This window comes from Pseudomonas sp. ANT_J28 (genome assembly GCF_008370005.1).
GTDB lineage: Bacteria > Pseudomonadota > Gammaproteobacteria > Pseudomonadales > Pseudomonadaceae > Aquipseudomonas > Aquipseudomonas frigoris.
On record NZ_VOBM01000027.1, the window covers coordinates 58084 to 81531 of the forward strand.

Annotated in this window: 21 protein-coding genes; 7 read left to right on the forward strand and 14 right to left on the reverse strand. The window is 60.6% G+C overall.

The genetic code is table 11. The annotated features are described in order from the left end of the window. Window positions 1–9: 9 nt before the first annotated feature. From FQ187_RS19305 to FQ187_RS19325, 5 genes are read right to left on the reverse strand one after another with little or no spacing between them, the layout of a single operon-like run. On the reverse strand, window positions 10–2001 hold the full coding sequence (locus FQ187_RS19305) for a vWA domain-containing protein (RefSeq protein WP_149630699.1): 1992 nt from the start codon (window positions 1999–2001) through the stop codon (window positions 10–12). Beyond that, the gene (locus FQ187_RS19310) at window positions 2001–3029 is read right to left on the reverse strand and encodes a hypothetical protein (RefSeq protein ID WP_149630700.1); all 1029 of its coding nucleotides are present in this window, start codon (window positions 3027–3029) and stop codon (window positions 2001–2003) included. The genes FQ187_RS19305 and FQ187_RS19310 overlap by 1 nt, the downstream gene beginning before the upstream one ends. A 3-nt stretch (window positions 3030–3032) precedes the next feature. Further along, on the reverse strand, window positions 3033–5744 hold the full coding sequence (locus FQ187_RS19315) for a putative virulence factor (protein WP_149630701.1): 2712 nt from the start codon (window positions 5742–5744) through the stop codon (window positions 3033–3035). Further along, on the reverse strand, window positions 5741–8806 hold the full coding sequence (locus tag FQ187_RS19320) for a virulence factor SrfB (protein ID WP_149630702.1): 3066 nt from the start codon (window positions 8804–8806) through the stop codon (window positions 5741–5743). The genes FQ187_RS19315 and FQ187_RS19320 overlap by 4 nt, the downstream gene beginning before the upstream one ends. 17 nt (window positions 8807–8823) lie before the next feature. Next, window positions 8824–10194, reverse strand: a complete 1371-nt coding sequence (locus FQ187_RS19325) for an SrfA family protein (RefSeq protein ID WP_149630703.1) — start codon at window positions 10192–10194, stop codon at window positions 8824–8826. A gap of 267 nt (window positions 10195–10461) precedes the next feature. Here FQ187_RS19325 and FQ187_RS19330 point away from each other — a divergent pair, with 267 nt between their 5' ends. Continuing rightward, entirely contained in the window at window positions 10462–11673 is a 1212-nt protein-coding gene (locus FQ187_RS19330; RefSeq protein ID WP_149630704.1) for an aldose 1-epimerase family protein, read from the forward strand. Between the two features lie 6 nt (window positions 11674–11679). Here FQ187_RS19330 and FQ187_RS19335 read toward each other — a convergent pair whose 3' ends face one another. The 3 genes from FQ187_RS19335 to FQ187_RS19345 all read right to left on the reverse strand — a co-directional run bounded on the left by FQ187_RS19335 (window position 11680) and on the right by FQ187_RS19345 (window position 14552). After that, a complete protein-coding gene (locus FQ187_RS19335; RefSeq protein ID WP_149630705.1) occupies window positions 11680–13173 on the reverse strand; it encodes a YifB family Mg chelatase-like AAA ATPase in 1494 nt (497 codons plus the stop codon). 179 nt (window positions 13174–13352) lie between these two features. Next, window positions 13353–13880, reverse strand: coding sequence for a BRO family protein (locus FQ187_RS19340; RefSeq protein WP_149630706.1), 528 nt, complete (start codon window positions 13878–13880; stop codon window positions 13353–13355). A 411-nt stretch (window positions 13881–14291) separates the two neighbouring features. Beyond that, window positions 14292–14552, reverse strand: coding sequence for an accessory factor UbiK family protein (locus tag FQ187_RS19345; RefSeq protein WP_149630707.1), 261 nt, complete (start codon window positions 14550–14552; stop codon window positions 14292–14294). A 418-nt stretch (window positions 14553–14970) separates the two neighbouring features. On the opposite strand from FQ187_RS19345, the gene glnK reads away from it, so the two are divergent. The 4 genes from glnK (at window position 14971) to sutA (ending at window position 17746) form a co-directional block, all read left to right on the forward strand. Then, on the forward strand, window positions 14971–15309 hold the full coding sequence (gene glnK, locus FQ187_RS19350) for a P-II family nitrogen regulator (RefSeq protein WP_002555808.1): 339 nt from the start codon (window positions 14971–14973) through the stop codon (window positions 15307–15309). A 35-nt stretch (window positions 15310–15344) separates the two neighbouring features. Next, entirely contained in the window at window positions 15345–16682 is a 1338-nt protein-coding gene (locus FQ187_RS19355; RefSeq protein ID WP_149630708.1) for an ammonium transporter, read from the forward strand. 215 nt (window positions 16683–16897) lie between these two features. Further along, a complete protein-coding gene (locus tag FQ187_RS19360) occupies window positions 16898–17323 on the forward strand; it encodes a secondary thiamine-phosphate synthase enzyme YjbQ (protein ID WP_111448318.1) in 426 nt (141 codons plus the stop codon). A 102-nt stretch (window positions 17324–17425) separates the two neighbouring features. Beyond that, a complete protein-coding gene (gene sutA, locus FQ187_RS19365) occupies window positions 17426–17746 on the forward strand; it encodes a transcriptional regulator SutA (protein WP_149630709.1) in 321 nt (106 codons plus the stop codon). A gap of 199 nt (window positions 17747–17945) precedes the next feature. On the opposite strand, the gene FQ187_RS19370 is transcribed toward sutA, so the two are convergent. The 6 genes from FQ187_RS19370 to FQ187_RS19395 are packed head-to-tail and all read right to left on the reverse strand — an operon-like array spanning window position 17946 to window position 22556. Continuing rightward, window positions 17946–18650, reverse strand: a complete 705-nt coding sequence (locus FQ187_RS19370) for an HAD family hydrolase (RefSeq protein WP_149630710.1) — start codon at window positions 18648–18650, stop codon at window positions 17946–17948. After that, window positions 18647–19546 (reverse strand): tyrosine recombinase XerC, encoded by a 900-nt coding sequence (gene xerC, locus FQ187_RS19375; RefSeq protein ID WP_008150257.1) that lies wholly within the window; start codon window positions 19544–19546, stop codon window positions 18647–18649. Before xerC ends, FQ187_RS19370 begins: the two co-directional genes overlap by 4 nt. Before the next feature lie 2 nt (window positions 19547–19548). After that, a complete protein-coding gene (locus FQ187_RS19380; protein WP_129440062.1) occupies window positions 19549–20274 on the reverse strand; it encodes a DUF484 family protein in 726 nt (241 codons plus the stop codon). A gap of 13 nt (window positions 20275–20287) precedes the next feature. After that, on the reverse strand, window positions 20288–21118 hold the full coding sequence (gene dapF, locus FQ187_RS19385; protein ID WP_149630711.1) for a diaminopimelate epimerase: 831 nt from the start codon (window positions 21116–21118) through the stop codon (window positions 20288–20290). A gap of 4 nt (window positions 21119–21122) precedes the next feature. Then, window positions 21123–22370 (reverse strand): diaminopimelate decarboxylase, encoded by a 1248-nt coding sequence (gene lysA, locus FQ187_RS19390; RefSeq protein WP_007894881.1) that lies wholly within the window; start codon window positions 22368–22370, stop codon window positions 21123–21125. Between the two features lie 9 nt (window positions 22371–22379). After that, window positions 22380–22556, reverse strand: coding sequence for a lipoprotein (locus FQ187_RS19395; RefSeq protein WP_149630712.1), 177 nt, complete (start codon window positions 22554–22556; stop codon window positions 22380–22382). A 239-nt stretch (window positions 22557–22795) separates the two neighbouring features. On the opposite strand from FQ187_RS19395, the gene cyaY reads away from it, so the two are divergent. Together cyaY and FQ187_RS19405 are read left to right on the forward strand one after the other, a co-directional pair. After that, on the forward strand, window positions 22796–23128 hold the full coding sequence (gene cyaY, locus FQ187_RS19400) for an iron donor protein CyaY (RefSeq protein ID WP_046045086.1): 333 nt from the start codon (window positions 22796–22798) through the stop codon (window positions 23126–23128). A 4-nt stretch (window positions 23129–23132) separates the two neighbouring features. Next, on the forward strand, window positions 23133–23351 hold the full coding sequence (locus tag FQ187_RS19405) for a DUF1289 domain-containing protein (protein WP_129440072.1): 219 nt from the start codon (window positions 23133–23135) through the stop codon (window positions 23349–23351). The last annotated feature ends 97 nt before the right edge of the window (window positions 23352–23448 follow it).

The window sequence follows — 23448 nt, forward strand, 5'->3', positions numbered from 1 at the left end:
GGCGTCTCGTTAAGGCATCATTTCCAGTGGGACGGGGTACACGTTGTCCCGCGCATCGCTGTCCTTGGCCAACGCTACCCAACGGTCGACATCCGCGTTGTAACGCTGGTAATGCCGCAGTTTGGTGTTCAGCGTGCGGATGAATTTTTCTTGTGCCAGACCGTCCCAGCTCTTCCAGGTCTCTTCATCCAGGTTCAGCACTTCACTGTGATAAGGCAGGTCTTCGAGGTACTCGCCGAGGACGCCCATGTCCGCCAGTTTGGCGTTGCCGTTCTGCTTCAGCTGATTGGGATCGGCGCCCATGGTCGCCGCCACGGAACGCAGGCGATCGAACATTTCCGTGGGTGAAATCAGGCCTTCGTTGGCGGCATCGAGAATCTGCTTCATCACGTCGCTCAAGTCGCTGAGCTGTGACTTGGTCAGCAGCACCCGCACGTCGGTGGTCGGGATGTTCTGCTTGATCAGGTCGCGGTCGGTGATCCACGCCTTGAACACTGGCGGGGCCTTGCTGTTGGTCTTCTCGCCGAGATAGGCGAGTTGCATGGCGTGGCCGATCAGCGCCGCGTCTTCGAGCATTTTTTTCTCGGCCGGGTCCTGCTTGGCGTTCGCCGCACTGCCGATGGCGTCTTCGCCCATGTAAGCGGCTTTGACTTGTGTAGTGATCGCCGCGGCCAGTGTGTCGACCTTGCGCCCGAATTCCTGCACATCGCCAGCGTTCACCGGGTAGTACAGCGAAGTGTTGGTGCCCGGGTAGGTCGACAGGTTCTGGTATTGCGCCTCGGCCTTGGCGTGGTCCTTGGCCCCGGCCGGGGTTTTCAAGTGCAGGGTGTAAATCGCCACGCCCGGGTTGGCGGCCTCCATACGCACCTGCGCGGCGCTCAAACCGGTCTTCGATAGTTTGTCGTCGCCTTCGATGGCGCCCGCGTCGGTGATCAACACCACGTAGCGCGCGCCGAACTGGCTCCAGTCGACCTTGTCGATGCTCTCCATGACCCCGGCAAACGAGTCTTCATCGAAGCTGCTGCTCGACACGGTGGCTTGTTTGAGGTCGGCGATCTTGGCGAAAAAGTCGGCGCTGTCTTTCACCTGCGTCGGGTCGGCGTACATCTTGGTGGTGTATTCCAGCCCCGGTATCGCCTGGGTGTTGGAGCGGAAAGCCACCAGGCCGAACTTGACCTGTTTGCCGAGATTCTGCGCTTCGATCTTCTGGTAAACCTTGCGGATCGCTTCGCGGGTGCGGTCGATGTAGGGGTCCATCGAAATCGTCGAGTCGATGACAAATACTACGGCCGCACTGAATTCCTTCAGCTGGTTGGCCTTTTTCTCTTCGGCTTCCTTGCTGCCGGCAGCGCTGTTTGCAGCACCGCCCTTGGCGTTCTTGTCATCCGGCTTGCTGACGGAGGCGACGTTGAGCAGGCGCGTGCGGAAACCGCTTTCGGTCATGACTTCTTCGCCACTGAGTACCGGCAGCAGGTAGAACTGCTTTTGCAGGTCGACGAAGTATTCAGGTTCTTCAGCCAGTACGCCCGGTGCTTGCTGGCCCTTTTTCAGCGTGGCCCGCAGCGGCGCGACTTTGCTGACCGGGTCCGGCGCATCAAGGATGCCTTCGACGGTGGCGCGGTCCTTGAAGAACAGCAAACGGTCGCGGTTGGCCGGGTTGGTGAAGGCCAGCGTCAGTTGCATCTTCCAGTCGGTGGTACAGCTGGCTGGCAGCCAGCCAATGGTTTTGCCGTAGCTGTCGGGGCCGACTTTCAGCCACTCGGCGTTGTTTGCTTGCGTGCGCTCGTACACATAAAAGCGGCTGAAGACTGGTTGTGCGTCACCTTCGGCACCGCCCGCCATCGGGCTGATTTTGCAGCTCGGCGTGGTCAGCACGCGTTGGAACAGGGTCTTTTTACCGGCTTGGATCAGCGGCTTGTCATCGGCCTGGGACAGCGGGCTGATGCACAGCGCCAGTAACGCGGCACCGCTCAGCAGGAATCGACTCAGGGGCGAACGCATCACTTCTGCAACTCCTCGAAGCGCTGCTTGGCTTCGGCGTTGTTCGGGTCCTGGGTGAGGATGGTTTCATACCAGTAGGCGGCGGTGGCGTTGTCTGCGGCCGGGAAGCACTCGCTGGCCTTCAGGTATTTTGGGTCGTATTCGCGGGCATAGGCGTTGGCGATCAATGCGTCACCGGCCTGGGCACGGTTGGCGTACAGGCGCTGGGCGACGCCGCAGTGCTTGCCGGCCTTGGCCTGGTTGATGATCTCCAGCAACTTGGCACTGTCGGGTGCCGCCTTGATGCAGGTCTGGACGAAGGTCAGTTCGGGGAGGCTGTTCATGCTGTCGAGGGTGCAGGCTTGAGCGTCGGCGCTGGCGGGTGCGGCGGCAGCGGCTGTGGCCACCGGAGCAGGCGCCGGGGGGCGTTTGTAGAACCAGAATCCGGCGCCGGCTGCCAGCAACAACACGACAATCAATAGACCGATCAGGCCTTTGTTGCTTTTCTTCAGCGGTGCGGGAGGCGGTGTGTAGTCGCGCTCGGTGGTCACCGACTCCAACTCCACTTCGGGCTCGGCGGTGGACAGGATCAGTTCAGGCAGCTCCGGGATTTCCGGGGTTTCCGGAGCCGGTTCGCTCGGCGCCATCAGTTCGGCACCGCCGTAAGTCGAGCGTGTCTGGCCGCCGGCCGTGGAGGGCAGCACGCCAACGCCTGGGCGAACCACGCCTTTATCGGCATGACCATGGTTCTGTTCGCGCAGTTCGATCTGGAATTGCGAGTTGGCGCCGCCTTCCAGCAGCGGGTCGACCACGTCCGGGCCGACCTGCGTTTCCAAAGCTTCGCCGTTGGCCGTGAGGTTGAAACGCGAGACCTTGAACCAGAATGGATTGTTGCTCCAGGCCTTGTGGTCCTGAAGGTAAAAACCGTCCTGGTTGCGCTGAATGGAAAACTCCAGCTGTTCCTCGCCACCCTGCCATTTCTTCACAGTGAGGCGGGCCTGGCCAGGCACATTGGGCTCTAACGCGAGCAGGTCGACACGAATTGGCATTGCTTATCTCGCTGCGAAGGCTGTGAGCACTTGGCCCAGCCGTTCGTTCTGTTCAGGGGTGATTTCACGTCCGGCCCCATGGCCGGCATTGTCCTGCGTGATGTAGGCCAGGCCCGAGAGCCAGTCGCCTAGATACCGCTGCGCCTGATTCGCCGGTTGCGCCGGCAGCACGGGGACTTGTCCCGGGCCAATGTCGGTGTAGAACGAAAACAACGGCTCCTTGGCACCGGCGCGGCTGTTCGGACGCTCGTTCACCGGCTTCTGGAGGTAACCGAACCAGGACACGAAATCGCGCAGCACACGCTGCACTTCCAGTACCTGGCGCTCGACCAGTTGATCGCGCCGCGCGCCACTTTGTGCACGCTTGAGGACGGCGCGGCTCAGTTGCCCCGGCAAGTCCTGGCGATAGCCGGCGGTGATCAGTTCATCGACCACCGCTTCCAGCAAGGCCTTTTCCAACCCCAGCAGGTTGAGCAGGCTTTGCCGGGTGGTCAGTTCACGCAGGTGCGCGATCCAGGCCTTGAAGGCCGCTTTGGCAAAACGGTGCTCGTTGCTTTGCAGTTCGGGCGCAGAGGTGCCGGTTTTGCTGCTGACTGGCGCGTCGTGGCTCAGGTCGTCACTGAAATCGAAATCGAAACCGGCGTCGCTGCCGTACAGGCTCTGGCTCGGTGTCGGGGCGACCGGCTCGTCGTTCACGGCCGGCTCGTCATCGGTTTCGTACACGCCGCTGAGGTACAGGTCGCGCACCTCTTCGCTCGGCATGTCGAGTTGATCGATCAACTCACCGAGCACCGCCGGGCGACGGCCCAGGCCCGTCAAAATCATTTGCGCCTTGGCTTTCTTGGCGGCTGCGGCACCGTCGCCGTCGGCGTGGTACCAGGGGCTCAGGCCGTGAGTGGTCAGGCCTTCGAGGCACTCGCTCAATTGCTCGCGGATGCGCTGCAATTTGAATTCGATATTGGCCACGCCTTTGAAACTGCCACTGAAGTGGCTGATGCCACCGTCATCGTTGCGCAGCATTTCTGCCCAGGCGTTGGCAGGATCGTGGATGTGTTTGCACACCAGGTCGTTGCTGGCGAAGCTGGTGCCCAGCGCGCTGACACGTTCCTGATAGATGGCATTGAGGCCGGTTTCCGCACCGGTCGCGTCTTGCCCGATGAACGCCGCGTCCATACGCGGTTTGCGCACCAGGTAGGTGTTCTGGAACGGTGTGCCGGCCCAGTCGTTCATCCAGCTCAGGCTGCCGAAGCGCTCCAGCATGGTCAGCTTGACCATGCCGTTCCAGCTCTCGTCGTACTGATCCGGTGTCAGGCTGAGGGAGTTGGTAATGCGCAGATCGAGCATGGTCAGCGCCCAGATCAGGCCGGTGTCGCGCTTGCTGCGAGCGGCCGAGTCGGCGCCCTGGGTCTTTTCGATCCAGCGGGTCAGCACCGGGCCCACGTCGTTGACGTCGCTCTGCTTGGTCGAGCCTGTGCAGACCACCAGCGCGTTCATTTCCTGGTTGTCGGTGTAGCGTTCGAACAGGTAGGCGACCTTGCCGCGCAGGATCAGCTGGGAAACGGAGTTGTCTTTGGTGGTGTATTGCGGGTCGTTGGAATCGGCGATCTCGTGCAGTTTCTGGCGCCCGCGATAACCGGGGAAATCCAGCAGGTCGACCTGATTGACGATGTCATCCACCGGCGCTTCGATCAGGCGGAAGGTCATTTCGGCGGTCAGTGCCGCCAGTTGCGCGACCGCAATCGCCTGACTGTTTTGCAGGTGATCGCCAACCAGCGGTCGAACTTCAATCGGCAAGTCCAGCGGACTGCCGAAGCGTTCGAGGATGTCGACGTTCATGATGCTGTCGCGCTGGCTGTAGGTGTCGTTTTCGAAACTCACCAAGGCCTTCAACGGTGCAAACACGGTCTCGGGCAGGCCCAGCTTGTGCAGCGCGCCGGCCAGTTGCTGGTACACGCGCGTCAACTCGCTTTGCTCACCCCAGAGAATCGAAAACAGCTCGGCCCGTTCCTGGAAATTCAGGCGTGGCGCCAGTTGCAACGCTTTGGGCCAGTACAGGTGCTCAAGCTTCTTCACCGAGTTGCGGAAGTTGTCGCGCAGGTAATCCCACAGCGACACCAGATCGTCGGCATTGACCCCCGTTTGCAGCGGGCCGGTTTCGCGGCCCTCGAACGGTTTGAGCACGCGCTGGATGCGCTCTTCGTCGATCTCGTAGGAAATCCGCTCAAGGTCGAAATCCTTGAACCAGGCGTTGGCGAGAATCTTCGCCAGCTCGATTTCCTTGAACAGCGTGAGTTCCACCGGGAAGTCATTGTCCTGACTTTCCGTCGCCCGACGGCTGAAGCGCGTTACCAGGCCGGTGGCTTCCTTGCCACCACCCACCGGGTTGATGTGCTTGATGAAATCCAGGCGATGGTCGCCGAAGTCTGTTTCCAGCTTGCCGTTCTGACCGGCGGCGAGGGCCGAAATCAGGTAGGACTTGCCGGCCTGGGACAAGCCGAAAAAGCCGATGGTCATTGGCGTGCAGGCCACGCGACCGAGGCTTTGAGCCAAATTGCGGGCGCGATGCAGGCGGATGTTCAGGTTGTCGGCTTCGCTGTCCAGGCGCGGCGCATTGCCGCGCGTCTGGCCAATCCAGTCCAGCGCCTGACCGGCGCCTTCATAAACAGCGGCCCAACTGGCAGAGAGCTGAGTTTGATCGGAGGTCAGGTCTTTCATTTGCGTTTCACACTTCCACTGTCGAGCCAGTACTTGGTCTCGCTCAGGCCGGCGTCGAGCATGGTGTTGAGTTCCAGCTCGAGGTCGCTGCGCGGGTTGAAGTTGACGTTGTTACTGTTGGATTCGATGTCGCGAACCGAGAGGCGGTCGCTGACCAGATCCTGCTTGCGCGTGTATTTGTCTGCCGGTTTGACCTCAAACCGCACCTTGAGCAGCGGCGCGCTGCCGTTTTCACCGATTGCGCGGGAAAACTTCTCCCGACCCGCCTTGGTGAACCGCAAGGTGTACAGCGGCGAGGCGGCCCAACGGTCGGCGGCCAACTGGCGGAAACCGAGGCGCAGATCGCCACGCATTTCCAGCTGTGGCGTGTCGGCGGCGTCGCCAACGCCAATTACCGGCAGCTTTATTTTGTAGTCTTCAGACTGGATGTCGCGGTACAGCACGTCGGCATCCTTGATCACGTTGTTCAGGTCGATGACGCCGATGTGCTTGACCGTCGAATACGGCTTGAGCGCCGATGCACGGAAGTAGAAGTTCGGCACGCTATGGTTGGCGCACAACAGGCAGAGCATGGCGCCGACCGACGCGGTGCTTTTCGGGTCGTCGATCCGGCCGTTCTTGTGAAACGGATACCAGCCGCCGGTGCGGTAGTTTTGCAGCGCCAGAATGCGTCCCGGTGGCAGCGGCAGCACCTTGCGAATGAACGCCTGGATGCCGGGCAGGCGCGAAGGGCGGCCGGTCAGCAGCAAGACATCGCACGGGTAATGCGCGACCACTTCACACAGCGCACCGAGAATCTTGGTGATGTTGATCTGGTCGTTGAGGAACGCGGCGTGAAGCTTCTGCAGGTCGAAGCCGATCAGCGCGTCATACAGGTCGAAACCGCTCTGACCGCCGACATCGCGGCGCACGGCGGCGTTGACGTAGTCGAGCACGGTCTGGCTGATCGCGTTGTCACCGAGCAATTGGCGGTAGCTTTGCGGGGTGACTTCTTGCGGGACCTGCGGATCGTAATGCTCGTACGCCTTGAGCAGCGCCAGGCCCAGCGGGGCGAATACCTGCAGGTTCAGTTGCTGGCGCAGGATCATGTCCTGGGCGCTGACCGATTCATCGCCACACAGCCGTGACATCAGCGAATCCGGGGCTTTCACGCCGAAGTTCTGCAAGGCTTTTTCGAAGCTCGGCAGGATGAAGTCCTGAATCACGTCCAGCAGGATGTCATCGCCGGCCACTTTGAAACCATCGCGAAAACGCTGCTCGGGCACGATGTGTACGTTGCTGCCGCTGCCGGTATTACCCGCGCGGTCGAGGCGATAGTCGGTGATCACCAGGTCGGTGGTGCCACCACCGATGTCGATGGTCGCGAGGGTGATGCGTTGGCGGTCGGTCTTGTCCGGCCGGGCGATGGTGTCAAAAAATTCTTCCGGATGACCGGCGAAGTTCTCGTTGACCTCGGTGTACAGGTACACCAACTGGCCGCAGGACGCTTCGTCCCATTCCACGCGGATACTCGGGATCGGCGTGCGCGGGCTGACGGCCTGATCCTGATGCGGATCTTCCTCGCCGACATGCCAGCCGAGGCTTTTCCACACCAGGCCGATGGCTTGCAGCATGCGTTCGTTGAGGATGCTGCGCTCGGCCTGCGGCATGCCCGGCGGCACGGTCAGGGTGATGCTGTTGAGTTGGCGCGGTACGCGGGTGTGACCCTGACGCGAACGCTGGGCCGGGCTGTTGATTTGCGACAGCGCCTGGGCCAGCACTTCGGCGAGCATGAAGGTCATTAGCGAGCTGCGTGAATAACGCGGCATGAACACTGGCAGACGATCGTCTTCTTCGAGGCTGTATAGCGCCTCGCCGGTTTCGTTGATCAGATGCGAGAACGGTGCGGCGGTGGCGTACGGCTCGTTGTCGGTCTTGATGTACGAGCAGTTGAAGCGCCAGCCGTGGCCATAGGCGTTTTCGTCCCACAGATAGCGTTTCGGGCTGGACAGGCCAGTGGAGCCTTCGGTGCCGCGACGACGACTGGCCAGACGGCTGGCTTCATTGCCGACACGGGCAATCGTCGCCCACTGGAACGCATCGTGACGGCCGCTCTTGACCGAGCAGTGGTCCTTGCCGAAGTACGCCTGGGCGAATTCCACGCGGCTTTCGAACGGCAGGTTGTAGGTGTGTTCGGGGGTGATCAGGTCGCGCAGTTCCAGCACGTAGTTCTGCTTCAGCCCGGAGCCGGCCTGACCGTGGTTTTCGATCAGGATGCCGCAGGTGCGCGAGTTACCGACGTCCAGCACCAGGTCCACAGGAATCGGTTTGACCAGGCCATTGCTGTCGTTGGCGACCACTTTCAGCTCGGGGATTTCAACTTTCGTTCGGGCCGTCGATTGCTGGGCCGCCGACGGTTTGCTCAACAGGCTGAGCAAGTTGAGGTAGTGCGCCAAGTGATAGTTGGCGCGGATATCGATGTCCAACTCTGCGCGCGAACGGTGGGCATTGCCCTCGTTGAACACTTCCAGCAGCCATTCATTGACCCACGGCTGCGCCAGAAACCAGCGGGTTTCGCTAGCCTTGGTCGCCAGTTTGAAAGACACGCCGGAGCTGATGTCTTCTTCGTTTGGCGCCAGGTAAGCAGTGCCGTCACGCTTGGGCATCACACGGCTGTCGAACGCCATCGTCAGGCGGTGGGTGTTGCCGTCGATGTCGGGTATTGCCAGTTTCACCAGACGCATGCGCGACCAGTTGGTCGGACCTTCATCGAAGCGATGCGGCGGCATGAAGCGAAAAAACGGAGTCGGCAGCCAGATACCGTCGAGCAATTCGAGGCTGCTTTTCATGTCGACGCTGAACGCAGGTTTGGCTTTTTCGACCTTTTCCGGTTCGGGCTCGTAGAAAAAGAAGTCTTTCTCTTCGTTGTACGCCAGGCGGCAGATCAATCCGCTGATCATCGGCGCGAATTCGCCCGCCGGTTCCTTGCGAGGATCCAGGCGCAGGGCGAAATCCATGAACTGGATGCCGGTGTCGCTGACCAGCGTGACGGTGTCTTCGAATTGGGTGACTTCAGGCAACATGTCGGGTTATTCCGTTTTTATTCGGCCACGTGCCGCATGGACATGGGGAATTGATCTTTTCCGTAACCGCCGGTGCAGTCCGCGACCGTGGTCGCCCCTTTGCGGCAGTTGACCTTGGGCATGTCGTAAGTGCTGCCGTCGCCACATACGGCTTGGCCCTGGCTGTCGATGGCCAGGCTGCCTCCCTTCATGGTAGCGCTCACTGGCCCGCTGCACTTCGTGCCGTCGGCCTGGTGTACGGTGACTTCGCCCTTGCCGTCCTTGAGCTGGTACTCCAGACGCAGCGGTTTACCGGTCCGACGATCCTGAATACCAGCCCCGGCGCGGTACTGTCCGTCGAGGAACTTGGCGGCACCGTCAGCGGCGTCTGGCGGAATGCTCAGGGGAGGGCCGGGTTTTGCGGCGGCGGATTTTTCTGCCTCGGGCGATGTGACATCCGGCGGCGCGGTTTTGTTTTCGGGCGGGGTGGCAGGCGATTCGGCTGCCGGGTCTTTGGCAGGGTCATTGGTCAAGTCGGCGGGTGCTGCGTCAGCCTCGTTACCTTCGACCGCGGGCGCTTCCACGCCATGGGTTTGCGTCACGGCGGTGCCAGTTCCTGTGGTGGAGCCCACAACGGTGCCATTCACCGGAACGCTATTCAATGTCGTGACATTGCCGGTCAGTGGCGGCTCTTCCAGTTGTTTTTCCACCGGCACGAGGCCCTCAGGCAGCAAATCTACCGCCACCAACGGAATCGGGACGCACCCTCGCAGACCGAGCAACAGCCACAAAAGTAGCAGCAGGAACGGCAGCAGCAACAGCCACCACCAGCGACGCCACCATGGACGAGCAACCACCGGCACGATGGGCGCAACCACGGGCGCGGCTTTGACTACGGGAGGCAGCGTGAACGCGGGCGGAACTTGATAGAGGCAGTGCAGGGGATCGCCATTGCCGGTACCGGCATGCTCGAAACCCCAGAAGGTCAGCACCGGTTTGCCTTGCACCAGGTAGACGAAGTTTTCGTCTGGGAAATGAATCACGCGCTTGAGTAGCTTGCCGAACACGGCTTTGTCGCCTTGCTGCTGTTCGGCGGAGTCAGTACCCAGGAAACGCTGGCTCAATTCTTCGAGCGCGATCTTCAGGGCTTCAAGCTGGCGGCGGGCAGGGGCGCGTTCTTCTTCGGTCGCGCTGCTCCACGGAATCACATCGCCGTCGAGGGCGCTGTACCAATCGATCTGGTTGCCGAGTTCATCGCTTTGAGGGATGGCCAGATGATCGACCAAATCGGGGTTCTTGCGGCGAATGGCTTCGCGCAATTGCAGGGCTGCCCGGTAGACCGGTTGACCTGTTTCGCCGAGGGCAGTGAATGACCCGCTCTTACCGCTGCGTAATAGTGCCCCGCGCATTCAAACTCCATACGATCCGTTGCGCAAAAATGACAGACAAATCTGTCTGTGCTTGCTCCTGCATTTAGCGGGCGACCTTAATGTCATCATGATATCGCCGTCAATCTGCCGGAGGTTCAAACCGTATGAGACTAACGTAAGCGTGCGGAGGTTGCATAAGGTCAATTTTAATTGGCATGGGAAGGCTCGGGCGTAAGCTTTTTTAAGCTTGCTGAATCGTTTCATCAGCGCTATAAAAAATGCACAACTCCAAGAAAGGCTTTCCCTATGACCTCGCTCAAACTCCTCGTCGCCCTTGGCGCGCTGTCCGCCTCCCACGCCATGGCCTGGGATTACGTCTTGCTCGACAGCGACAAAGCCGCGCAAAACTGGCAGATCACCAGCCAGCAACTCGGTGTGAAAACCGACCAACCCTTCTCCGTGTCCCTTCGTACCCTGCACGGCGGTCGGCAAGAGGGCGTCAGCATTGTCGACATCGATAACGGCACAATGAAACTCTCGGTAGTGCCGACTCGCGGCATGAACGTCCTGCAGGCGTCGGTCGGTAATGTGCGCATGGGTTGGGATTCGCCGGTCAAGGACGTGGTCAATCCGTCCTTCATCGAACTCAACGGTCGTGGCGGGCTCGGCTGGCTTGAGGGCTTTAACGAACTGGTCGCCCGCTGCGGCTACGAGTGGGTCGGTCACCCCGGCATGGACAACGGTGAACTGCTGACGCTCCACGGCCGTGCCGCCAACATCCCGGCTAGCAAAGTCACCCTGCATATAGATGAAAAACCGCCATACGCGATCAGCCTGCGCGGCGAACTCAAAGAGCAGGCGTTCAAGAAAGTCGATTTCTCGGTGATGACTGAACTGGTCACCGAGCCGGGTAGCGTTGCGTTTGCCCTTAACGACACCCTGACCAACAACGGCGATTATCCAAAGGAATATCAGGCGCTGTACCACAGCAATTTCAGCACTCCATTCCTGGAGCAGGGCGCCCGATTCGCCGCACCGGTGAAACAGGTCTCGCCGTTCAATGACAAGGCAAAAGGCGATCTGCCTGACTGGCAAACCTACCGAGCGCCGACCAAGGACTACGACGAGACGGTTTACAACGTCGTGCCGTATGCCGACGCCAAGGGCGATACGCTGACCGTGTTGCATAACAAGGCCGGCAGCCTCGGGGTTTCGGTGGGTTTCAATACTCAGCAGTTGCCGGTGTTCTCCCTGTGGAAAAACACGGACACCCAAGGGCAGGGCTATGTCACGGGTCTTGAGCCAGGAACGAGCTTTTCCTACAACCGTCGGTATCAGCGGCCACTGAATCTGGTGCCGACGATTGCGGCCAAGGAGCAAAAGCAGTTCCAGATCAGGTACAGCTTGCTGGCGGACAAGGGGGCTGTGGATAACGCGTTGAAGCGAGTGAACGAGATTCAAGGCGGGCGGCAGACTGAGGTGCGGCAAACGCCGTTGGTGGATCTCACCAAGGAATAATCCCTGCTAATTTGTGCTCGGCCGGTATTGCAGAGCCTCGGCCAAGTGCTCGCGGGTGATGCCATCGACTTGCTCAAGGTCCGCCAGGGTGCGCGCCACTTTGAGCAGTCGATGGGCTGACCTCAGTGACAAAGTCAGTCGTTCACACGCAGTTTCCAGCCAGGTTTCGTCGGCTGTGGATAAGTTGCAATGACGGCGCAGCCCTGGCAAATCGAGAAAGGCGTTGGCGCAGCCCTGGCGTTTGTGTTGCCGCTCGCGTGCATCGGCGACCAGCACCGCGGCAGTGGCCGTGTCGTCGCCGGCCTTTAACGCGGGGTTCAACGCCGTAGCTTCACGGGCGACGGTCAGGTGCAGGTCGATTCGATCCAGCAGTGGCCCTGACAGTTTGTTGCGATAGCGCTGGACCATGTCTGGCGTACAGGAGCAGCGACCGCTCGGCTCTCCAAGATATCCACAGGGGCAGGGATTCATCGCTGCGACCAATTGGAATCGTGCCGGGAATCGTACGCGGTCTTTGGCGCGGGAAATTACGATGCAGCCCGACTCCAATGGCTCTCTCAGAACCTCCAATACCTTGCGATCAAATTCCGGGAGCTCATCGAGAAACAGCACTCCATGGTGGGCGAGGGTGATTTCTCCAGGTTGCGGTTTCGAACCGCCACCTACCAGAGCGGGCCCTGAGGCGGAGTGGTGGGGTTGGCGAAACGGTCGCTGCGGCCAATGGCTCAACGGCACACAACTGGTGACCGATTGAATCGCCGCGACTTCCAGCGCTTCGCTCTCGGCCAGGGGTGGCAAGAGTCCCGGAAGACGGCTGGCTAACAATGTTTTTCCTGTGCCCGGCGGCCCGCTGAACAACAGGTTATGAGCGCCCGCCGCCGCGATCAGCAAGGCGCGCTTGGCCGACAGCTGGCCCTGAACTTCATTCAAGTCGGGATAGGGTTTGCTGGCATAGAGCAGACCATTCGAAACATAAGGTTCGATGGGCGTGTGACCATTGAAATGCGCCACCGCTTGCAGCAGATGATCCACCGCAATCACCTTGAGCCCCGACGCCAGACACGCCTCCTCGGCATTCGCGCTAGGCACCACCAACGTCCGTCCAGCCTTGCGTGCCGCCAGCGCCGCCGGCAACACCCCCCGCACCGCCCGCACTGCGCCCGACAGGGCCAGCTCTCCTAAACATTCCACATCATCGAGCGTCAAAGTCGGCACCTGCACGCTGGCAGACAGAATGCCCAGAGCAATCGCCAGATCAAATCGACCGCCGTCCTTCGGCAAATCCGCTGGGGCGAGATTCAACGTGATGCGCCGCGCCGGGAATTGCAGCCCGGAATTGATGATCGCGCTACGCACCCGATCCTTGCTTTCCTTAACCGCCGCTTCCGGCAAGCCGACCATGGTCAGCGACGGCAAACCGTTGGCCAAATGGACTTCTACGGTAACCGCGGGCGCATCCACGCCAATCTGGGCGCGGCTGTGGACGATGGACAGAGACATGGTCGTTCCTTGAGCTGAAGAGCACCGCTTCCTGCGGTTTTTGAAGGGTAGTTGTGAGGTGGCGCTTGAGCTTGGTAATTCAGGCGCAAAACTTTCGCAGAATGTTGCTGGCCAAAGCCGTAACGCGATCTGTAGCAGCCTTCGGCAGCTGCTACAAAGGTTGCGTCCGTTTCTGTTAACTAATGCGATTGCAGAGCTCGTGAAGCTCGCTTCCACCAAGGTTCGTTGACGGCGGTTCGGGGTCGATCGCGGTCCGGCAACATCTGCGGAACATCCTGCAGCCGAATCCACGGCTGGTTATTCCAGTGCAACAAGCTCAACGACATCTCCGGCCAGTTCAGCAGGCTCAGGATCGGGCGTTCGGTTGATGTCGGTTGTTGGGCGTCTCTGAGGGCTGGCACTACGTCGTGAGTTAGCCATTCGCGCAGGGCCCGGTATTCGGGGCAGTAGTGGTAGACCTGCAGTGCGTAGACGCCGGATTCGCTGATGAGCAGGGTGTTTTCGATGCTGGCGTGGATGAGTATCCGTAAGGTCTGGTGCTGGTCGGGATCGAGTTTACGGACGGCGCGTTCGTCGAGCAACAGGCGAAGCAATCGGCCCAGGTCTCGGGCGCAGAACCAGGCTTGGTTTTCCAGCAGTAGGGTGTGGAGGTGGAGTTTGTGGCGGGTGAAGACGTGTGGGGACAGATAAGCGTCATCGCTATTCATTGATACAGCTCCTTTTGCTAAAGGGGCTGCCGTCAATCGTCGCCAAACGATTGGGGTGGCAGCTGTACGCGGGTTGGCGAACCGGAGCAAAAGGAACCCGGCAGACCCGAAGGTCTCCCACGCACAGCCGCCATAACTCGAGAGATGGTCGTCGTGCACCTTAAGCTTCCAGGTCGCCAAACCCAGTGCTGAATATTCAGCTGAGGATGAGCTTAGGAACCTGGGCTTTGCGACGCTATCGGACGGCGGTGGTGATCTTTGTAGGACGTTACCGAGATGGTGGCGGGGCGGCAGATCAGAAGATCGCAGCGTTGGGCAGTTCCTACAGGTAAATCTGAAGGTCGTTCCGACCTTATTCGCGAGCAAGCCCGCTCCCACATTAGATCGGATTTCAAAGTGGGATCTGCGGCGTTACTCGGCCGGTGGATTGAGCTTCGCTTCCAGCTCCGTCACCTTCGCCTCAAGACTCTCCAACCGTGCCCGCGTCCGTGCCAGCACGACCATCTGGCTATCGAATTCTTCCCGGCTCACCAGGTCCAGCTTGCTGAAGCCGCTCTGCAACAGAGCCTTGAACTGGCTTTCGATTTCGCTTTTCGGCAGTGGGGTGTCGCCGCTGAAGAGGCGGGAGGCGGTGCCGCTCAGGGCATCGAGGAAGTCTTTGGGCGCGAGCATGGGAAATGTCCTGTCAACAATGGCGGGCAGTGTATCACGCAGTGTCTATAGTCAATCTCGCAGTCAGGGCTGCACGCTTTTCGCGCATGGGGGCGGACGGCTGTGCACTGTTGTTGTGCGTATCCGTCGGGCCATTTGCGCGAAGCCGCTTGCAGCAGCGGCTAAAGGCTTGAAATCAGTGGGTTTCGGCGAGATGGCAAGCTTTCTGCTTAGTCGGAAGTGACCCATGCACTGATGCAGTCGCTGTGACGAATGCAGTGCGCCAAACGGAACGGGGGAAGTGTTTCGTGCGGAGTGGTTAGCAGGCGTCGGACGGGCAGGTAAGGCCGACGATGCGTTACAAAGCCAGGCACTGCGCTTAGACTTGAGCCGGGTTTGTTTTCCTGGGGCAAGTCCACCAATTCGGGAGAGAGTTTTCATGAAGCTAGTCACTGCCATCATCAAGCCGTTCAAACTGGACGACGTACGCGAGTCGCTGTCCGAGATCGGCGTGCAGGGCATTACCGTTACTGAAGTCAAAGGCTTCGGTCGGCAGAAGGGTCACACCGAGCTGTATCGCGGCGCGGAATACGTGGTCGATTTCCTGCCAAAGGTGAAGATCGACGTCGCCATTGACGACAAGGATCTTGACCGGGTTATCGAGGCGATAACCAAGGCTGCCAACACCGGCAAGATCGGTGACGGCAAGATCTTCGTGGTCAATCTGGAGCAGGCGATTCGCATCCGTACCGGCGAAACCGATACCGACGCAATCTAAGCCGCCACAAACCCAACGCCCCAGGAGAAAACAATATGACTCTGCGTAAATTCGCAGGGCTAGGAGCCCTGTTGTCCCTTGTACTGCCCAGCCTGGCCATGGCGGCAGACGAAGTGACGGCCCCAGTCCTCAATTCGGGCGACACCGCCTGGATGATGACCTCGACAGCCCTCGTGCTGTTCATGACCATTCCCGGCCTCGCCCTGTTCTACGGCGGCATGGTTCGCTCCAAAAACATTCTTTCCGTGATGATGCAGTGCTTCGCCATTACCGGTCTGATCAGCATCCTGTGGGTTATTTATGGCTACAGCATCGCGTTCGACACCACCGGCATGGAACAGGGCGTCATCAATTTCAACTCGTTCTTCGGTGGCATGGGCAAGGCATTCCTCGCCGGTGTCACGCCAGCGAGCCTGACCGGGCCTGCGGCGCTGTTCCCTGAAGCGGTGTTCGTCACCTTCCAGATGACGTTCGCCATCATCACCCCTGCGCTGATCGTCGGTGCCTTCGCCGAGCGGATGAAGTTCTCCGCCATGCTGATCTTCATGGGCGTCTGGTTCACTCTGGTTTATGCACCCATCGCGCACATGGTCTGGTCCGGTAACGGCGGCCTGTTGTGGGACTGGGGCGTGCTGGACTTCGCCGGTGGCACCGTGGTGCACATCAACGCCGGTGTGGCCGGTCTGATTGCCTGCCTGGTACTGGGCAAACGCAAAGGCTTTCCGACCACCCCGATGGCGCCGCACAACCTCGGTTACACCCTGATGGGCGCTGCCATGCTGTGGGTTGGCTGGTTCGGCTTCAACGCCGGCTCCGCCGCAGCGGCCAACGGCACTGCAGGTATGGCGATGCTGGTGACCCAGATCGCAACTGCCGCCGCTGCACTGGGCTGGATGTTCGCCGAGTGGATCACTCACGGCAAACCAAGTGCCCTGGGTATCGCTTCGGGTGTCGTGGCCGGACTGGTTGCAATCACGCCAGCCGCTGGCACCGTCGGCCCGATGGGCGCTCTGGTCATCGGTCTGGCAGCCGGCGTGGTGTGCTTCTTCTGCGCCACCACCCTGAAACGCAAACTCGGCTATGACGACTCCCTGGACGCCTTCGGCGTACACGGTATCGGCGGTATCCTCGGCGCGATCCTGACCGGTGTCTTCGCAGCACCGTCGCTGGGTGGGTTCGGCACCGTCACCGACATCGCCGCACAAGTCTGGATTCAGTGCAAAGGCGTGGGCTTCACGGTGATCTACACCGCGATCGTCACCTTCATCATCCTCAAGGTCCTGGACGCCGTCATGGGGCTGCGTATCACTGAGGAAGAAGAGGCGGTCGGCATCGATCTGGCACTCCACAACGAACGCGGCTACAACTTGTAAGTACGCGCACAAAAAAACTTGCCCGGCTTGCCGGGCATTTTTTTGTCTGGAGTTTGTCAGTGAAGGAACTGCTGAAAGGTTTTTTCGTACACGTTTAGTGGCGTTTACGACGAGCGTTTTTCTGCGGCCAATGGCTTACATGATTGAAGGAATATTAGGGCCTTTGTTTTTTCCCAGAGCGCGCTAGAATGCGCCCCGAACGTGCGGAGAACTGTATGTGGCAACAGACTCTGATTACCCTGCGGGCGAGGCCCCGGGGCTTTCATCTGGTAACGGACGAGTTACTCGCCGGCCTGCCTGAACTCAAGGCATGTCGGGTCGGCCTGTTGCATTTGTGGCTGCAGCATACCTCGGCGTCGTTGACCATCAACGAGAACGCCGATCCGGCGGTACGTCGCGACTTCGAACGATTTTTCAATCGTCTGATCCCACAAGGAGCAGACGGCTATGAGCATAACGACGAAGGCCTGGACGACCTCCCGGCGCACTTCAAGGCCAGCGTGCTTGGCTGTCAGCTCAGTTTGCCGATTTCGGCAGGCCGACTGGCGCTGGGGACCTGGCAAGGCGTTTATCTGGGCGAGCACCGTGATTTTGGCGGTGCCCGTAAAGTCCTCGCCACCGTGCACGGTGAAGAGGCATAAACCGCTGGTTGCCAGCGGTTGTAGAATTTTTTCCGGCGGCCTTCGACAGACGGCGAAGCTGGGCTATAACTAATCTGCTTTTCGCAAGTCATGAGGTAGAACATGAGCGACGATGATCTGGAAAACGACGACCTCGAAGTAGGCGACGACGAAACCGAAGAAGGTCTGGAAGCAGCGACGGACGACGTCGCTGAAGACGATGGCGGTGAAGCGCCCGTTCCGACCGCCAAAGGCAAAGCCAAGGCAGCGGTATCGGTCGATGAGCTGCCGAGCGTCGAAGCAAAAAACAAGGAGCGTGACGCTCTGGCGCGGGCCATGGAAGAGTTCCTGGCCAAGGGCGGCAAGGTGCAGGAAGTGGAGGCCAATGTGGTCGCCGATCCGCCCAAGAAGCCTGACAACAAGTACGGCAGCCGGCCTATCTGAGCCTGCTACTTGCTTGCTGAAAAAGCCCGCCGTCGCTGCGGGCTTTTTCATGGGCAGTGTAAAAATCTGGAATTTGCAGTGATCCCCTGTGGGAGCGGGCTTGCTCGCGAAGGGGCCGTGTCAGTCAGCATTGATGTCGACTGACACACCGCTTTCGCGAGCAAGCCCGCTCCCACATTTGATTTTGTACTAAACAGGATCAATGTTGGGCGTTCCAGAGAGCCAACAACGCCGGCAACTCGCTCAGGCTGCGAATCTCGGCATCTGGCGCCTTCTCGGCTTCCCACACTTTACCCGCCGGGTTAAACCAGATCGCCCGCAGCCCCGCCTGCTGGGCGCCGGCAATGTCGTCACCCGGATGATCGCCGATATGCACCGCCGTCTCCGCCGTCGCCCCACCACGCTGCAACGCCTCATGAAACAGTCGCGCATCCGGCTTGCCGATGCCGATGTCTTCGGCGCACAACGCAAACTTGAAGTAATCCGCCAGCCCTAACCGACGCACATCGGCGTTGCCATTGGTGACCACGCCGAGGGCATAGTGATTGGCCAGAGTCTCCAGGGTCGGTTGCACCTCCGGGAAGATGTGCAGCTGATGCCTAGCATGCAGAAATACTTCAAAACTCTGATCGGCCAGGTCTGAGGCCTGACCATGGCCGTAACCAGCCTCTTCCAGTGCGTGGAACAAGACTCGGCGGCGCAAGGCGCTGATGCGGTGCTTGAGGCCCGGTTCACTGCTCAGGATCCGTTCGCGAATCGCCCACAAATGCTCCACCGGCACGGCGCCCAGATTCGGTGCATGCTCGGTCAGCCATTCACGCAGTACGGCTTCGGCGCTGACGATCACCGGGGCGGTATCCCACAGGGTGTCGTCGAGGTCGAAGGTGATCAATTGAATTCTCATGACTCATCGCCTTTGATGCGTTTGGCCCGTGGATGGGCGCTGTCGTAAACCGTTGCCAGGTGCTGGAAGTCCAGGTGGGTGTAGATCTGGGTGGTCTTGATGTCCGAGTGGCCGAGCAGTTCCTGCACCGCTCGCAGGTCCTGGGAGGATTCCAGCAAATGGCTGGCGAAGGAGTGTCGCAGCATGTGCGGATGCAGGTTCTGTCCCAGTTCGCGCTCGCCAGCGGCCTTAACCCGCACCTGAATCGCCCGTGGGCCGAGACGCCGGCCTTGCTGGCTGACAAACACCGCGTCGTCCGCCGGGTTGGTCATGGCCCGTAGCGGCAGCCACAGCTCCAGCGCTTCGCGAGCTTTTTTGCCGACCGGCAGCAGTCGGGTCTTGCTGCCCTTGCCGAGCACTTGAACCATGCCGTCGGCCAGGTCCAGCTGATCCAGATTGAGCCCGGTCAGCTCCGACAGCCGTAAACCAGAGGAATAGAACAGTTCCAGAATCGCCTGATCCCGACGTGCCAGAAAATCATCCTCCACCGCGCCCTCAAGCAGTTGCAGTGCGCGGTCGGTGTCGAGGGTTTTTGGCAGCCGACGTTCGCCCTTCGGCGGCGCCAGGCCGTTGGCCGGGTCGTGGTCGCAAAGGCCTTCGCGGTTCAGATAGTGATAGAGCCCGCGCACCGCCGACAGCAGCCGCGCCAGGCTGCGCGACGATTGGCCCTGTGAGTGCAGGCGAGCGATCAGGCTGCGCAGGCGCTGGATGTCCAGGGCCGCCCAACTGCTGATGTTCTGTTTGACGCACCAGCCCAGCACTTTGTCGAGGTCGCGGCGGTAGGCGTACAGCGTGTGAGGCGACACCTGCCGCTCACTGCGCAGGTGTTCGCAGTAAGCGTCCAGTTGCCGTTCCACGATCAGCGTACCGAGCGCAGGGAGGTGTTGACCCGTGGCAGCACGCGGCCCATGACTTCGGCGATGTAGCTGAGGAACAGCGTGCCCACCGAACTCTTGTAGTGCTGCGGGTCGCGGCTGGCGATGGCCAGGACGCCGTGGATGCCTTGGTAGCTGATGGCGACGACGGCGGTGGAGCCGATCTGCTTGCGCTGTTCTTCGCCAAACAGGAAGTCCAGTTCGTGTTCACGCAGGCTGCCGCTGACGCTTTTGTCTTCCGAGAGCAAGCCGCCGATGGCGGTTTGCGCGTCAGCATGGGTCACCCAGCGGCCCACCGGCATCGGGTTGTCACCCAGCAGAATCAGGCTGACGAAGGGCACCTGGAAGTCCTGGCGCAGGCTGTCTTCGACACTGATCACCACGTCTTCCAGGCTGGTGGCGTCCATCAGCGCGAGAATCAGGCGGCGGGTCTTGTCGAAGAGGCGGTCGTTGTCGCGGGCGACGTCCATCAAGTGCGAGAGGCGATGACGCAATTCGATATTGCGGTCGCGCAGGATGGTCATCTGGCGTTCGACCAGCGAAATGGTGTCGCCGCGCTGGTGCGGAATGCGCAAGGTTGCGAGCAGTTCTTCATGCTCGACGAAGAAATCCGGATGAGCCTCCAGGTACGCGGCAATCGCCGCCGCCTCAAGGCTTTCGGAAGGGGATTCGTCGGGCTGTAGGGCGGGAACCTGGGGCTTATCTTTCATGGATTCGACTCTCTCAAAGACGCACTTGTCCTTCATAAACGCGCACTGCCGGGCCGGTCATCATGACCGGTTGGCCAGGGCCTGCCCATTCAATGGACAAACGCCCGCCGGGCAGGTCGATCAATAGCGGCGAATCCATCCACCCCTGGCTGATCGCGGCCACTGCGGCTGCGCAAGCGCCGGTTCCGCACGCCTGGGTTTCCCCGGCACCGCGTTCCCAGACGCGCAGCTGCGCACGGTTCCGGTCGATGACCTGGAGAAAACCGACATTGACCCGCGCCGGGAAGCGCGGATGGTTTTCGATTTTCGGCCCCAGTTCATGCACCGGTGCATTATTGATGTCGCTGACCCGCAGCACGGCATGGGGGTTGCCCATGGACACGGCGGCCAGTTCGACCGCAGTACCGTCGACGTCAACCTGATAACTCAGGGCCTGTTCCGGCGCGTCGAACGGAATGTCGGCCGGTACCAGGCGCGGTGCGCCCATGTTGACACCGATCTGCCCGTCGCTGCGGATATCCAGTTCGATGATGCCGCTTTTGGTCTCGACGCGGATCTGCCGCTTCGCGGTCAGGCGTTTGTCGAGCACGAAGCGTGCGAAACAGCGCGCACCGTTGCCGCACTGTTCCACTTCGGAGCCGTCGGCGTTGAAAATCCGATAGCGGAAATCCACGTCCGGGTTGCTGGGTGCTTCGACGATCAGCAACTGGTCGAAACCGATACCGGTGTGCCGATCGCCCCATTGCTTGGCGTGTTTGGGCAGGATGTGCGCATGCTGGCTGACCAGGTCGAGGACCATGAAGTCATTGCCCAGGCCGTGCATCTTGGTAAAACGCAGCAGCATGGTTTTACTCCGGCAGCAGGCTTTCGCCAGCAAACAACTCGGCTACCGTCTCACGGCGACGCACTTCAAATGCCTGATCACCGTCCACCAACACTTCAGCGGCACGGCCGCGGGTGTTGTAGTTGGAACTCATGACAAACCCGTAGGCACCAGCCGAATGCACGGCCAGCAGGTCGCCTTCTTCCAGGGCCAGCTGACGATCCTTGGCCAGGAAGTCGCCGGTCTCGCAGATCGGCCCGACGATGTCGTAGGCACGGGCAGCGGAATTGCGCGGACGCACGGCGGTGACGTCCATCCAGGCCTGGTACAGCGCCGGGCGAATCAGGTCATTCATGGCTGCATCGACGATGGCGAAGTCTTTGTGTTCAGTGTGCTTGAGGTACTCGACCTGGGTCAGCAGCACGCCGGCGTTGGCGACGATAAAGCGGCCCGGCTCGAACACCAGCGCCAGGTCACGACCGTCGAGACGCTCGCGCACGGCTTTGATGTAGTCGGCAGCCAACGGCGGCTCTTCATCGCGATAACGCACGCCCAAGCCACCACCGAGATCGATGTGGCGCAGGTAGATGCCGCAATCGCCGAGGCGGTCGACCAGGCCCAGCAGGCGGTCGAGGGCGTCGATGAAGGGTGGCAAGGTGGTCAGTTGTGAGCCGATGTGGCAATCGACACCGACCACTTCCAGGTTTGGCAGTTGGGCGGCGCGGATGTACACGTCTTCGGCGTCGGCGATGGCGATGCCGAACTTGTTCTCTTTAAGACCGGTGGAAATGTACGGATGGGTGCCGGCGTCGACATCCGGGTTCACGCGCAGCGAGATCGGTGCGCGAACGCCCAGCTCGGCGGCGACCACTTGCAGGCGTTCCAGCTCATCGGTGGATTCGACGTTGAAGCAATGCACGCCGACTTCCAGGGCACGACGCATGTCGTCACGGGTCTTGCCGACACCGGAGAAGACGATTTTGTCGGCGCTGCCGCCAGCGGCCAGTACGCGTTCCAGCTCGCCACGGGAGACGATGTCGAAACCGGCGCCCAAACGCGCCAGGACATTCAGTACACCCAGGTTGGAGTTGGCCTTGACCGCAAAGCAGACCAGATGCGGCATGCCGGCCAGCGCATCGGCGTAAGCCAGGTACTGGGCTTCGATGTGCGCACGGGAGTAGACGTAGGTCGGTGTGCCAAAGCGTTCGGCGATGGCGGACAGGGCAACACCTTCCGCGAACAGCTCGCCGTCACGGTAGTTAAAAGCGTCCATGGCGTTCCCTTATTGGTAGACGTCGTGCTTGTGTGCTTTCGACGCAGGCTGCTTTTGCGAGGACTTGGCTTGCTCGGCAGGGTCCTGGCTATCGTCAGGCAGGTACAGCGGGCCTTTTTGACCGCAGGCCGACACAAGGCAGGCAACCGCGAGGAGCGCAGCGAGGGAAGAGATCAGGCGCTTCATGGCGAAATCCTTGAAAATGCGTTAATTGCGCCGGAGTATACCGGCCACCCGGCAGCTTGCCTATGCGACGGGGCTCCCGTCCGGCGGGGCTTGGACCGTAGCGTGGTAACTTTTCCTGCGACGTACGTGGATATTTCGTAACGCTATCGGGCCCTTGGTCGTTATCCTTTGCAATCACCGGGGCTCGCCCGTATCTTGCGGCGCTTGAGCGTGAGTAGACACTTTTTGAGGTTCCCGCAATGAGTTTGACTGAAGCCCGTTTCCACGATCTGGTCGATGCCACCCAGCAGACGCTGGAGGATATTTTTGACGAGTGTGACCTGGATATCGATCTGGAGAGCTCGGCCGGTGTGCTCACCGTCAAGTTCGAAAACGGCAGCCAGTTGATCTTCAGCCGTCAGGAGCCGTTGCGGCAGCTGTGGCTGGCGGCCGTTTCCGGTGGTTTCCACTTCGACTACGACGAAGAGAGCGAGCGTTGGATGTGTGACAAGAGCGAAGAGCAGTTGGGCGAAATGCTTGAGCGCATCGTCAAGCAGCAAGCTGACGCCGAGCTAGATTTCGAAGGCCTGTGAGATCGTGACCCAGCCTGCGCCCGTTCGTCCGCCCAAACCGCTCTACAGCAATGTCAGCCCGGCGGTGGCTTCGCCGTGCAGCGGCGTGTGTCGGCTGGATGAGCAGAAGGTCTGCCTTGGGTGTTTTCGCCATGTCGAAGACATCCGCGAATGGCGCTCGGCCGATGACGATCGGCGGCGAGTGATTTGCGCGCAGGCCATCCAGCGCAAATCCTGCGCCTGACGCGCAACTTGTGGGAGCGGGCTTGCTCGCGAATGCGATAGTTCATTCAACACACCTTTCACTGTTTGCACCCACCTCGGGCACCCCCGCCCACCGC